The sequence below is a fragment of the Nonomuraea guangzhouensis genome, from assembly GCF_019396345.1.
Classification (GTDB): Bacteria; Actinomycetota; Actinomycetes; order Streptosporangiales; family Streptosporangiaceae; genus Nonomuraea; species Nonomuraea guangzhouensis.
In genome coordinates, this window is the sequence record NZ_JAHKRM010000013.1 from 209,235 (window position 1) to 222,292 (window position 13,058).

General features: G+C 69.8%; 10 protein-coding genes and 1 pseudogene. 6 read left to right on the forward strand and 5 right to left on the reverse strand.

Features of this window, described 5'->3' with window-relative positions; genetic code table 11:
• Positions 1-354: 354 nt before the first annotated feature.
• The gene (gene leuS / locus KME78_RS27275; RefSeq protein ID WP_219532203.1) at positions 355-2,841 is read left to right on the forward strand and encodes a leucine--tRNA ligase; all 2,487 of its coding nucleotides are present in this window, start codon (positions 355-357) and stop codon (positions 2,839-2,841) included.
• Between the two features lie 109 nt (positions 2,842-2,950).
• Here the strand turns inward: leuS and KME78_RS27280 are convergent, their stop codons facing one another.
• Positions 2,951-3,376: a hypothetical protein gene (locus tag KME78_RS27280; protein WP_219532204.1), complete on the reverse strand. Its 426-nt coding sequence runs from the start codon at positions 3,374-3,376 to the stop codon at positions 2,951-2,953.
• 128 nt (positions 3,377-3,504) lie between these two features.
• On the opposite strand from KME78_RS27280, the gene KME78_RS27285 reads away from it, so the two are divergent.
• Positions 3,505-6,675, forward strand: a complete 3,171-nt coding sequence (locus KME78_RS27285; RefSeq protein WP_219532205.1) for a S41 family peptidase — start codon at positions 3,505-3,507, stop codon at positions 6,673-6,675.
• Positions 6,676-6,745: 70 nt separating this feature from the next.
• On the opposite strand, the gene KME78_RS27290 is transcribed toward KME78_RS27285, so the two are convergent.
• Positions 6,746-7,789 (reverse strand): MalY/PatB family protein, encoded by a 1,044-nt coding sequence (locus tag KME78_RS27290; protein WP_219532206.1) that lies wholly within the window; start codon positions 7,787-7,789, stop codon positions 6,746-6,748.
• Positions 7,790-7,944: 155 nt separating this feature from the next.
• The gene (locus KME78_RS27295) at positions 7,945-8,685 is read right to left on the reverse strand and encodes a VOC family protein (protein ID WP_219532207.1); all 741 of its coding nucleotides are present in this window, start codon (positions 8,683-8,685) and stop codon (positions 7,945-7,947) included.
• A 264-nt stretch (positions 8,686-8,949) separates the two neighbouring features.
• On the opposite strand from KME78_RS27295, the gene KME78_RS27300 reads away from it, so the two are divergent.
• A complete protein-coding gene (locus KME78_RS27300) occupies positions 8,950-10,023 on the forward strand; it encodes a hypothetical protein (RefSeq protein WP_219532208.1) in 1,074 nt (357 codons plus the stop codon).
• A 97-nt stretch (positions 10,024-10,120) separates the two neighbouring features.
• Here KME78_RS27300 and KME78_RS27305 read toward each other — a convergent pair whose 3' ends face one another.
• The gene (locus KME78_RS27305) at positions 10,121-10,894 is read right to left on the reverse strand and encodes an SDR family NAD(P)-dependent oxidoreductase (RefSeq protein WP_219532209.1); all 774 of its coding nucleotides are present in this window, start codon (positions 10,892-10,894) and stop codon (positions 10,121-10,123) included.
• A 197-nt stretch (positions 10,895-11,091) separates the two neighbouring features.
• On the opposite strand from KME78_RS27305, the pseudogene KME78_RS68075 reads away from it, so the two are divergent.
• A pseudogene (locus tag KME78_RS68075) lies at positions 11,092-11,301 on the forward strand (DUF6192 family protein); the annotation flags it as partial.
• On the opposite strand, the gene KME78_RS27315 reads toward KME78_RS68075, so the two are convergent.
• Positions 11,200-11,793: a TetR/AcrR family transcriptional regulator gene (locus KME78_RS27315; RefSeq protein ID WP_219532210.1), complete on the reverse strand. Its 594-nt coding sequence runs from the start codon at positions 11,791-11,793 to the stop codon at positions 11,200-11,202. The pseudogene KME78_RS68075 and the gene KME78_RS27315 overlap by 102 nt on opposite strands.
• Before the next feature lie 68 nt (positions 11,794-11,861).
• On the opposite strand from KME78_RS27315, the gene KME78_RS27320 reads away from it, so the two are divergent.
• Both KME78_RS27320 and KME78_RS27325 read left to right on the forward strand, forming a co-directional pair.
• Complete coding sequence (locus tag KME78_RS27320; RefSeq protein ID WP_219532211.1) at positions 11,862-12,563, forward strand: SDR family oxidoreductase; 702 nt, start codon at positions 11,862-11,864, stop codon at positions 12,561-12,563.
• 59 nt (positions 12,564-12,622) lie between these two features.
• Positions 12,623-13,045: a tautomerase family protein gene (locus KME78_RS27325; protein ID WP_219532212.1), complete on the forward strand. Its 423-nt coding sequence runs from the start codon at positions 12,623-12,625 to the stop codon at positions 13,043-13,045.
• Positions 13,046-13,058 lie beyond the last annotated feature (13 nt).

A 13,058-nucleotide genomic window follows, 5' to 3' on the forward strand; every position in this document is an offset into this window, starting at 1 on the left:
TCTCACGCGAGACCAGGGGTTTCGCAGTAAAACGCGCGAAGCCGTGCGGATCCGTCGGTGGGTCCTGCATGGGCAGGCCACCTTCTGGATGTTCTGGCTCAACTAGGTACACCACGGCGACGACAGTATTCTAATGGGACATTAGAGGTCACAACGGATAGATCACCATCGGGTCTCACCAGACCAGAAGGTTCCATTGTGCCTACTAGGCCGGATCGATGGCCCGCATTCAGCCGAAGAGGTGCGCTAGGCTTGACCTATGCGTTCCGCGACCCTGCTTCTTAGCGGGCCGCGACGGCCTTGACATCTCGCCGTCGCGGCTGGCCCCTCGTTGTGCGCACGAGGGGTTTTCTTATGGGTCCGACACAATCCAAAAGGACAACCGCCGTGAGTGAGTACAACCCGCAGGCGCTGCAGGCCAAGTGGCAGCAGCGATGGGAGGAGCAGGACCCGTTCCGGGCCAGCGAGGACGCCGCCGACACGCGTGAGCGGCGCTACATGCTGGACATGTTCCCCTACCCTTCCGGTGACCTCCACATGGGCCACGCCGAGGTGTTCGCGATCGGCGACGTGATCGCGCGCTTCTGGTTCCAGCAGGGCTACAACGTCCTGCACCCGATCGGCTGGGACTCCTTCGGCCTGCCGGCCGAGAACGCCGCCATCAAGCGGAACGCGCACCCCGCCGAATGGACCTACGCCAACATCGAGACGCAGGCCGGCTCGTTCAAGCGCTACGGCATCTCCTTCGACTGGTCGCGCCGCCTGCACACCAGCGACCCCGATTACTTCCACTGGAACCAGTGGCTGTTCATCCGCTTCTTCGAACGCGGCCTGGCCTACCGCAAGGGCGGCCTGGTCAACTGGTGCCCCAACGACCAGACGGTGCTGGCCAACGAGCAGGTCGTGGCGGGCAAGTGCGAGCGCTGCGGCGCCGACGTGATCCGCCGTGAGCTGACGCAGTGGTACTTCAAGATCACTGACTACGCGCAGCGGCTGCTGGACGACATGGAGCAGCTGGAGGGCTGGCCGGAGCGCCTGCTGACCATGCAGCGCAACTGGATCGGCCGGTCCGAGGGCGCCGACGTGCTGTTCGAGATCGAGGGCCGCGAGGAGCCGGTCCACGTCTACACCACGCGGCCCGACACGCTGTTCGGCGCGACGTTCTTCGTGGTGGCGGTCGACGCGCCGCTGGCCGACGAGATCGTCACGGACGAGCAGCGCGCGGCGTTCGAGGCCTACCGGGCCGAGTCGGCCAAGCTGAGCGACATCGAGCGGCTGTCCACCGACAAGGACAAGAGCGGCGTCTTCCTGGGCCGCTACGCGATCAACCCGGTCAACGGCGAGCGCATCCAGGTCTGGGCGGCCGACTACGTGCTGTCCGACTACGGCCACGGCGCCATCATGGCCGTGCCCGCCCACGACCAGCGCGACCTGGACTTCGCGCTGAAGTTCGGGCTGCCGGTGAAGGTCGTCGTGCACACCGGCCTGGCCGATCCGGGCGAGACCGGTGAGGCCACGCCGGGCGAGGGCACGCTGGTCAACTCCGGCCCGCTGGACGGGCTGACCAAGGCCGACGCCATCTCCAAGATCATCGAAGTGCTGGAGACCGACGGCAGGGGCACGGGCGCGATCAACTTCCGGCTGCGCGACTGGTTGCTGTCCCGGCAGCGCTACTGGGGCACGCCGATCCCGATCATCCACTGCGTCGACTGCGGCGAGGTGCCCGTCCCCGACGACCAGCTGCCGCTCACGCTGCCCGACCTGCGCGGCGAGGCCCTGGCGCCGAAGGGCGTGTCCCCGCTGGCCAGCGCCACCGACTGGGTCAACGTCGAGTGCCCCAAGTGCGGCGGTCCCGCCCAGCGCGACACCGACACGATGGACACCTTCGTCGACTCGTCCTGGTACTACCTGCGCTACACCTCACCCGGCTACACCGAGGGCCCGTTCGACGTCGAGCAGGTCCGCAAGTGGGGCCCGATCGACCAGTACGTCGGCGGCATCGAGCACGCGGTGCTGCACCTGCTCTACTCGCGGTTCTTCACCAAGGTGCTGCACGACATGGGCATGCTCGACTTCACCGAGCCGTTCCGGCGCATGCTGAACCAGGGCCAGGTGATCAACGGCGGCAAGGCCATGTCCAAGACCCTGGGCAACGGCGTGGACCTGGGCAAGCAGATCGACGACTTCGGCGTCGACGCGGTCCGCCTGACCATGCTGTTCGCCGGGCCGCCCGAGGAGGACATCGACTGGGCCGACATGTCGCCGGCCGCGTCGCAGAAGTTCCTGGCCCGCGCCTTCCGCGTGATGACCGAGGTGGCCAGTGAGCCCGGCGTGCCGTTCGAGGGCGGCGACGTCGAGCTGCGCAAGGTCACCCACCACACGATCGACGAGGTCACCAAGCTGGTGGAGTCCCAGCGCTTCAACGTGGCGATCGCGCGGATGATGGAGCTGACGTCGGCGGCCCGCAAGGCCATCGACTCCGGTCCTGGTGCCGCCGACCCCGCGGTCCGCGAGGCGGCCGAGACACTGGCCGTCATGCTGTCGCTGGTGGCCCCCTACACCGCCGAGGAGGGCTGGGAGCGCCTGGGCCACGTGGGCGGCACCGGCGTCGGCCGGGCCGGCTGGCCCACCGCCGATCCCGCGCTGCTGGTGCAGGAGTCGGTGACCGCCGTCGTCCAGGTGGCCGGCAAGGTGCGTGACCGCCTGGAGGTGTCGCCCGACATCTCCGAGGCCGACCTGAGGGCGCTGGCCCTGGGGTCGGAGAAGGTCAGCGCGCACCTGACGGGCGAGCCGCGCAAGGTGATCGTACGCGCGCCGAAGCTGGTCAACATCGTCCCCTGACGAGCCCCGCTCAGAGTTGGCGTAGCGCCGGCAGCAGTTCCTTCTCGGCCCAGCCGAAGAAGGGCTGCTGCTGGTCGTAGTCGATCGGCACGAGCGCGACGGCCGAGAGTCAACGGGAACGTTGGGTCAGCTCGTCCAGCACCAGGCCGAGCCCGATGCCCAGCAGCCAGATGTCCTTGGCGATGCCGATCCCCTGCTGCGACGGGCGCAGACTGCCCTCTTCGCGCAGCCCCGGCATCTTGAGGTAGAAGCCGAGCAGCCCGCCGGCGAACGCGGTCAGCGCCGCCCCCGCGACCAGCGACGGCACCGTCGGGAGCAGCAGCGCCGCCCCCACGGCGATCTCCGCCTTCGAGAACAGCCCCACGAACGTCTCGGGGTCATGCTCACCCAGGAACGGGAAGGCCGTGGCCGCCATACCGTGCACGCCGATCGCGGTGTCCCGATCGGCTTGGGCCTTGGACAGCCCGGAGTTCAGGATGTACGCCCCCGCGGCCAGGCGAGGCGGCCACTGGTAGGCGCGGGCGAAGATCTTCATGATTCCTCCCGAAACCGAAGTCGCGTTCGGCTCTTGCCCCTTACCATCCATCACACGCGTCCAGCGACCGGCCTTGACCAAGACTTCAAGGGCAGCCTTCACGGCCGGACGCGCACTAGTGTGCTTCTGTGACAACTGGCGCATACCTGAGATATCCACATCTGCACGGTGACCTGGTCACCTTCGTCGCCGACGACGATGTCTGGCTGGCACCCGTCACGGGCGGACGGGCATGGCGATTCACCGCCGACCGCACGGCCGCGACGTTCCCCAGGTTCTCTCCCGACGGCGCCCGCATCGCGTGGACCAGCCATCGTGAGGGACAGCCCGAAGTGTTCGCCGCCGAGCTCGACGGGGCCGAGGGCGAGCGGCTGACCCACTGGGGCAGCTCGACGACCGGCGCGCGCGGGTGGACCGCCGGCGGGGATGTGCTCGCGGTCAGCGCGGCGGGCGAGGGCGGGCGCACCAGGACCTGGGCGTACGCGGTGCCGCTCGACGGCGGCCAGGCGGTGCGCCTGCCGTACGGGTGGGTGAGCGAGGCCGCCGTCAGCGGGGACCGGGTCGCGGCCGTGTCCTCGATCTGGCGCGAGCCGTCACAGTGGAAGCGCTACCGGGGCGGCACGGCGGGCAAGCTCTGGGTCGACGCCGACGGGAGCGGTGAGTTCGCCCGGCTGTTCGCCGACAGCGACGCGCAGTACTGGTCGGCCATGTGGGTGGGCGACCGCGTCGCCTTCCTGGCCGACGTCGACGGCACCGGCAACGTGTACTCGGCCCTGCCCGACGGCTCCGGCCTGCGCCGGCACACCGGGCACGACGAGTTCTACGCCCGCCACGCCTCGACCGACGGGGAGCGGGTGGTCTACAGCCACGCCGGCGACCTGTGGCTGCTGGACAGCCTCGACGCCGAGCCGTACAAGCTGGAGGTCAAGCTCGGCGGGCCGCGTCCGGCTCGCGCGCGGCGACCGGCGCCGGCCCGCGTCGGCGGCTTCTCGCCGGACGAGACCGGCCGGGCGAGCGCGGTCGAGATCCGCGGCACCGCCCACTGGGTGACCCATCGCGACGGGCCCGCGGGCGCGTTGCGGGTGGAGCCCGGGGTCCGGGTACGGCTGCCGCGCGTGCTCGACTCCGACGGCCGGGCGGTCTGGGTGTCGGACGCCACCGGCGAGGACGGCCTGGAGATCGGCACGCCCGGCGGTGAGATCCGTACGCTGGCGGCGGGCGAGCTGGGCCGGGTGCTCCAGTTGGCCGCCTCGCCCGACGGCAAGCACGTGGCCGCGGCCACGCACGACGGGCGGCTGCTGGTCGTCGACCTCGAATCCGGAAATGTCCGGGAATTGGATCGCACCACGCAGGGCGATGTCAGCGGGCTGACGTTCTCGCCCGACTCGTCCTGGCTGGCCTGGGTACATCCGCACGACGAACGGCTGTCGCAGATCAGGATGGGCCGTCTCGACGGGACCTCGGTCATCGACGTGACGCCGCTGCGGTTCTCCGACTATGACCCGGTGTTCACCAGGGACGGGAAGCATCTGGCGTTCCTGTCGGTGCGGACGTTCGATCCGATTTACGACGCGCACGTGTTCGACCTGTCGTTCCCGGCCGGCTGCCGGCCGTACATCGTGCCCTTGCAGGCGACGACGCCCTCACCGTTCGACCCGAGCCTGCAGGGGCGCGGGTTCAACGGCGAGGACGACAAGCCCGCCTCGGCCGCGGAGGAGAAGAAGGGCTCGGACAAGAAGGACGCCGAGCCGCCGCGCACCGAGGTGGACGCCGAAGGGCTGGCCTCGCGGGTGGTGCCCGTGCCCGTCCCCGCCGCGCACTACCGCAACCTGCGCACCGCCAAGGACGCGCTGCTCTGGCTGCGCCACCCGGTCGCCGGGCAGCTCGGCGACGGCACCGACTCGGCGGCCGAGACCGTGCTGGAACGCTACGACCTCAAGAAGCGCGCCAAGGCCGAGCTCGGCAAGGAAGCGCGTGCCTTCGAGGTGAGCGGCGACGGCACCAGGCTCGTACTCAACGGCAAGAACGGCCTGCAGACCCGCGCCAGCGGCGAGGGCGACGAGGTCGTCACCATCGACCTCGACCGGATCACGGTCCAGATCGACCCGATCGCCGAGTGGCGGCAGGGCTACGCCGAAGCCGGGCGGCTGATGCGCGACCACTTCTGGCGCGCGGACATGAACGGCGTCGACTGGCAGGGCGCGCTCGACCGCTACGCGCCGCTGGTCGAACGGATCGGCTCCTACTCCGAGCTCATCGACCTGCTCTGGGAGGTACAGGGCGAACTGGGCACCTCGCACGCCTACGCCCGCGCCAGCGGCGGAACCTACGACCCGCGCCGCCGCCAGGGCCTCCTGGGCGCCGACATCACCCGCGACCCGGAAGGCGTCTGGCGCGTCGAGCGGATCCTGCCCGGCGAGTCGTCCGACCACGACGCGCGCTCACCGCTGCTCGCGCCGGGCGTCGCCGTGCGCGCGGGCGACGCGATCGTGGCGGTGGGCGGCCGGCCGGTCGATCCCGTACGCGGCCCGCTGGCCGCCCTGTCCGGCACGGCCGGCCAGCCCATCGAGCTGACCGTACGACCGGCCTCGGGTGGCGAGACGCGCCGGGTGGTGGTCACCCCGATCTCGGACGAGACCCAGCTGCGCTACCACGACTGGGTGGAGGGCCGCCGGGCCTACGTCAGGGAGGCGTCGGACGGGCGGCTCGGCTACCTGCACGTACCCGACATGGTGGCCTCCGGGTGGGCGCAGTTCCACCGTGACCTGCGTACGGAGATGGCCCGCGAGGGGCTGGTCGTGGACGTACGCGAGAACGGCGGCGGGCACACCTCCGAGCTCGTCCTGGAGAAGCTGTCCCGCCGGGTCTCCGGCTGGGCGCACGCGCGCGGCTACGAGCCGATGCGCTACCCGGAGGACTCGCCGCGCGGCCCGATCGTGGCCGTCACCGACGAGTTCGCGGGCTCGGACGGCGACATCGTCAGCGCGGGCATCAAGAACCGGGGGCTCGGTCCGCTGGTGGGCACCCGGACGTGGGGCGGGGTGATCGGCATCGACTCGCGGTATTCGCTGGTGGACGGCACCGTGGTGACCCAGCCGCGCTACTCGTTCTGGCTGGCGGGTCAGGGCTGGGGCGTGGAGAACTACGGCGTGGACCCCGACATCGAGGTGGTCATCACACCGCAGGACCGGGTGGCAGGCCGCGATCCACAGCTGGAGAAGGCGGTCGAACTCGCGCTCGCCGCCCTGGCCGAGAACCCCGCCGCCATGCCTCCCGACCTGCCGCCGCTCCCGGCCTGATCAGCAGGTCGTGGTCGGTCTGGAGCCGACCGGCTGCCGCCCTTCTTGGCAGCCGGCCGGCACCCGGCCTTCAGCTCCGGTGCGGTTGGCTTGGACCACCGCTGGTCTCCGCCTGTGCGATGCGGTCGAGGATCTCGGTCAGGAGGGGCTCGGTGGTGGCGAAGTTCAGCCGTACGCAGTGCGCGCCGCCGGGCCCGAACGTCGCGCCGTCGCTCAGCATGACCTTGGCATCGCGTTCGAGCATCTCCTGTACGCCAGGACGGCCGTAGTCGAGCCAGGCCAGGTAGGTGGCCTCGGGGATGCGGTACCTGACTCCCTCGGGCAGGCGGTCGGCGATCGTCCTGCGGTTCCTGTCGAGCAGGGCACGGGTCTCCTGAAGCCAGGCGTCACCGTGCCGCCAGGCCGCCACCGTCGCCTCCACACCGAACAGGTTGGCCGAGCCGTACAAGAAGGGCGGCTGCGCGTCGAGGGCCTTACGCAGCTCCGGCGAGCCGATGTGGGCGACCGAGCAGCGGATGCCGCCCAGGTTGAACGCCTTGGTCGCGGAGGTGAGCGTGACGGTCCGCTCGGGCAGGATGGTGGCGAACGGGATGTGCTGGTGCGGGGCATGCGTGAGGTCGGCGTGGATCTCGTCGGAGATGACCAGCAGGTCGTGGCGTTCGGCAAGTTCGGCCAGCTCGGTCAGCTCCTCGCGGGTGAAGACCCGGCCGGTGGGGTTGTGCGGATTGACCAGCAGCAGCACCTTGCACCCGGACAGATCAGGCACCTCGAACCGCCACGAATCCCCGTCGGCGCTCAGCTGCAGGGGATGCAGCGGCCGATCCATGTTCTCCAGCGTGCCGAGGAACGGGGGATAGGCCGGAGTGTGTACGGCCACACCGTCGCCCGGGCGGGTCCATAGGTGGAGGAACACCTGGAGTGCCTGGTTGATGTCTGTATAACTGCGCACGTACTCGGGATCCGGCTGCCAGCCGTACCGGCTCCCCATCCGCTCGACGAACGCCTCGGCCAGGGGGCCGCAGCTGGGGTTGTCCAGCCAGGTGGGGTAGCCGAGGTCGCCGTGGGCTCGGCGCTGGAGGGCGGCGATGACCTCTGGGGCGGTGGGGAGGTCCATGTCGGCTATCCAAGCGGGGATGACGCCGGGGGCAGCTTTTGCCCATTTGAATCCGTCGTGTGTTGCCTTGAGGTCTTCTGCCCGTTTTATGTCGGTCACGCGGTCATTTTAGAAACCCCCTCTGGTTTTGCCAGCCCCATCCCGAAGGCTCCGCGTCAGGACGGGGCGAGGACGCAGAACTCGTGGTCCTCCGGGTCGGTCAGGCACGTCCACGGGACGTCGCCCTGGCCGACATCGAGGTCGGTGGCGCCGAGGGCCCGCAGCCGGGCCACCTCCGCTGCTTTGTCGTCACCGGGGTACGGCAGCAGATCAAGATGGACGCGGTCTGGCACGGTCTTCACGTCGGGCGCACGGAGAAACTCGAGATACGGCCCGACACCCTTGGCGGAGCGCAACGCCGCATGATCGTCAGTCACCTCATGCAGGGTCCAGTCCACCGCCTCCCCCCAGAACCGGGCCATGGCCCGCGGATCCGCGCAGTCGACCACCACCGCGGCGATCGGCCCGGTGTCCCGGTAGATCTCCCGAGGCTCCAGCACGCAGAACTCGTTGCCCTCCGGGTCGGCGAGGACCGTCCACGGGACGTCGCCCTGGCCCACGTCGGCGGGCGTCGCACCGAGATCCTGGAGGCGCGCGACCAACTCCGCCTGATGGGCCGCGGAGGTGGTGGCGAGATCGAGGTGCACACGGTTCTTCGTCGTTGTCTTGGCTTCCGGGACGGGAACGACGTCGACGCAGACGGCGACCGGGTCCGGCCAAACGGGGCCGCCGACGGGTCCGACGTAGGTGGTCACGCCAGGTCGGTAAACACTCCAGCCGAGCGCCTCCGCCCAGAACCGGCCGACCGCCAAGCTGTCAAGAGCCTTGATGTTCACCTGAACAGGTCGCAGTGCCATGCCGGCGATCCTATGCGCCCGCTCTGTTACGGTCGCCGGCCGTAACAGAGATCAACTCTCTGATCAACGCAATGGTCAGCTCGCCAAATGACGCGCTGAGCCACACCTGCCGCCTCTCCTGACATAACGGAATCATCACGGGATCTGCTCCCATGATGATCGGAGCGGATCATGTAGGCAGGGTTGACCCCATGAAGCCCCTCGCGTACCGCCAGAGTGACTCCCCCTGGCTCTCGCCCACCCTCCTTCCTCAGGCGTAAGGCGGTGGAACCTCTCGCCTACCGTCAGAGCGGTATCCGGGAAACCGGACTGAATGCCCAGGAAATCCGGAAGGCTCTCGAAGGGCTCGCTGTTCCAGAGCTCCCCTGGGGGACGTTCGGCATCGCCGGTGACTCGGCGAGAGACCGTCACAACCAGGCCAGTGACGAGTTCAACGGCCGGGCGCGGCGGGGCGTGGAGTCGGCCGAGGGCATCTCGCGCAACCTGAACCTCACCGCGGACGGGTACGTGCGGGCCTCCAACGACGTCATGCGCGCGGTCCTTGCCGTCAGCCGCCACACGCAGCCTCTCGTACGCGGGGACGCGCCTTCGCCGGAGTCGGAAGTCCGGAACGGTGTGGGACAGGGCCTCATGTCGCTCGGCACCACCGGTGCGACCCTCATCCGGCTGGCAGAGGCGTCCTCCTACTTCCAGCGCGGCTCGGCCGCCGGGATCGCGAACCTGTCGGCCGAGGCGGCGAAGATGGCGAACCTGAGCCAGCGCACGCTGTCCATGCTCAAGGTCGCCGCCACGATGTCGATCACGGCCGGAACCGGGCTCCTGCTCTGGCTGGTCACCGTGTCCTGGCACGACGAGAAGGTCGACGAGGCCATCGCGGCCTGGCGGCACGCCGCCAACTCCCTGGGCCAGACCTTCGGGGCCGGGGACCCGATGAAACTGGAGGCACTGGCGGCCGCGTGGCACGGCGGCGCCAAGGACGTCGCCGACCAGAAGCTACGCGACTTCGTCACCGCGGGTATCCAACTCGCCGACTACGCCGCGGGCCGGGCCGTCGGGTTGCAGGACGCGGTGAGGCAGCTGAACCGGCTGCACTCGTACGCGTTCTGGACGACTGTGGGCGAGCTGGGATTGATCATGGCGCTGCGCCTGGTCGCGGCCGTCAATCCGGCTTCCCGGCTGGCTGCCATCAAGGTGGGGTGGCGGTTGTCCATGGCCCTTGTCGTGATTCAGGGGGCTATAACTGGGCGGCTGGAGTATCTGGTGGCGGAGTCCATGAAGAAGGACTCGGTGGGCGCTGGGCCGCCGGGGGTGGGAGAGACGGATTTCCCCCGCTTCTAGCCTTCCCAGGCGATCACGCGGCGGCAGCCACGCGGGGGCGGTCACGCGGTGACCGCCAGGCGGGGACGGTCACGCGGTGACCGCCAGGCGGGGACGGTCACGTGCGCGGGGCGATCGGGCCGAGGTAGGTGCCGCCTGAGACGTCGATGGTCTGGCCGGTCACCCACCGGCCTTGCGGCCCCGCCAGGAAGCCGATGACATCGGCGACGTCCTCGGGCTCGCCGAGCCGGCCGAGCGCGGTGATCGCCTCCAGCCCGGCGACCACCTCGGGGATGGAGGTGAAGCCCGCGGTCAGGTCGGTCCGCACCGCGCCGGGCGCGACCGTGTTCACCGTGATGCCCCGCGCGCCGAGCTCGTTGGCCAGCGACGGAGCCATCGATTCCAGCGCCGCCTTGCTGATCGTGTAGCCGATCTGCGTGGAGACCGCGAACCGGCTGGCCGTCGAGCCCATGTTGATGATGCGGCCCCCGTCGTTCAGCAGCGGCAGTGCGCGCTGGATCACGAAGAACGGGGTGGCGACGTTGATCGCGAGCAGCCTGCTGAACTCCTCCGGGGTGACCTGTGAGATCGGGTTGCCCGAGCCGATGCCCGCGTTGTTGACCAGGATGTCCAGCCCGCGTCCCGCCAGCCCCGCCGTCAGGCCCACGAACAGCTGATCCACCGCGCCCTCGTCACCGAACCGGGCCTGGACGGCGAACGCCCGGCCGCCTGCCGCCTCGATCCGCGCCACGGTCTCCTTGGCCGCGCCCTCGTCGCTGCCGTAGTGGACGGCGACCAGCGCGCCCTCGGCGGCCAGCCGCAGCGCCACCGCCCGGCCGATGCCGCGCGAACCGCCCGTCACCAACGCCGTCTTGCCTGCCAGAACGTCCATCTCTGCTCCTCGCTCAGTGGCCGGGCCCTCGGTGGATCCGGCGATGGCTCAACAGTGACGGTGGCCGCTCACCGTGGGCTCACCGACGGCTCACCGGCTGAGGAACTCGCCAGTGTTCCCGCCGCTCACCGACGACGGACGACCCAGGGTGGCGGCCCGCTGGCCGGTCGAACGCCGTCAGCCGAAGGTGTCGTGGAGAGCGCCGCTGGACCGAGGACGCGGCCCGGCGCGAGGTTGGCCAGCAGGTCGAGCATCCGGTCACGGTGCAGGAGAAGGTCGAGAGCCGCTGGGCGCGGAGCTCCGGGTTACTCGGCGGGGCTTGTCTCCCCGTTCGCGTCACCCACGAGATGTTCGCGGACCGCGGTGAGGATGCGGTCGGACAGGTCGTCGTCGGCGCAGGCCCGTGACAACAGCACCGCTCCCACGATGGTGGACAACTCCACGAGCACCGCCTCCTCGTTCCCGTCGTCGAGCTGCCGCATCCCGTCGACCATGCCGCGCAAGCCGGTGGCGAACGCCTGACGCAGGGGGTCGCCGGGTTCCGCGCGGGCGGCGTCCACCGCGAGGGCCGGGCCGGGGCAGCCGAGGGCGGGGTTGTCGCGGTGCAGGGCCGACACATAGCCCGCCAGGAATTCGGTGCGGGCGCGGCCGGGGGTGGCGTGCTGGGTGAGGTCGTCCAGGGCGGTGGCCCGTTCGGCGAACGCGGCCGAGCAGGCCTGGGCGACCAGGTCGTCCTTGGAGCTGAAGTGGCGGTAGAAGCCGCCGTGGGTCAGCCCCGCCGCGGCCATCGCCTGCGGAACGCTCACCTTCTCGACGCCGTGCGCGCGCAGCAGCTTCGCCGTGGCCTCGATCACCTGCTCACGGTGCCGCTCGGCTTCGGCCTTGGATGCTCGGGGCATGGTGGGTACACTTCCCTCACGATATAGATGATGCTCATCATCTATTCTACTCAGAAGGAGGTCCGTCCATGGTCGCGATCGAGAATTCCGTGGCGCTGGTGACCGGTGGCCAGCGCGGTCTCGGCAAGGCGTTCGCCGAGGCACTGGTGGAGCGCGGCGCGGCGAAGGTCTACGTGACCGCGCGCAAACCCGCTACCAGTGATGATCCGCGAATCCTGCCCGTTGCCCTCGATGTCACCGATCAGGACGCGGTATCGTCCCTCGCCGCCCAGGCCCGGGAGGTGACCATCGTGATCAACAACGCCGGCGTGCTCATCCCGTCGCCGCTGCTGAAGGCGGACATGGCCGACGTGGTCGCCACGTTCGACACCAACGTGTTCGGCGCGCTGCGAGTGGCGCGGACCTTCGCTCCCGTCCTGGCGGCCAACGGCGGTGGGGCGCTGGTCGACATGCACTCCGTGTTGTCCTGGGGTGCCGGCGCGGCGGCCTACGGTGCCTCGAAGGCCGCGCTGTGGTCGATCACGAACTCCCTGCGCGTCGAACTGGCCCCGCAGGGCACCCAGGTCGTCGGCGTGCACCTCGGCCTCGCCGACACCGACATGGTGGCCGGGATCTCGGCCCCGAAGGTATCGCCCGCCGAGGTCGCCATCGCGGTGCTGGACGGCCTCGAAAGCGGTGCCGACGAGGTGCTCGTGGACGAGGTCACCAGGCGGATGAAGGCGGCGCTGTCCGGCCCGGTAGGAGGGCTCACCGTGGCCATCGGACGTTGAGCCGTCTGACATTTGAGCTGTCAGGCGCGTAGCCGTCGAACCTCAAGGAGGCAGAGCAGATGCCGTTGTGGCAGGTCTATCATCCCGTCGGCGCGTTTTCCGAGGAGCAGAAGCGTGACTTCGCCGAGGATGCCACGCAGTTCTACGCCCGTTTCGGACTGCCGAAGTTCTACGTCGTCACGCTCTTCCACGAGGTCCCTCGGGCATCGTTTCTGGTCGGGGGAGTGCCTTCGGACGACACCGTGCGCGTCGTGATCGAGCACATCGCCCGCCATGCTGAGGATCCCGGCCTGCGCGAGCGGATGAGCGAGGCCCTGGGTCGCCTGCTGGCCGCGCATACGGGCGACCGCGGGCTGCACTGCGAGTTCCACGTCGACGAGACCCCGCGGGATCTGTGGATGATCGACGGGCTGTGCCCGCCCCCGACGGGTTCGGAGGCGGAGCAGCTCTGGGCGCAGCACAACCGGCCCGTGCCCTACTGACCACGCCGCACCG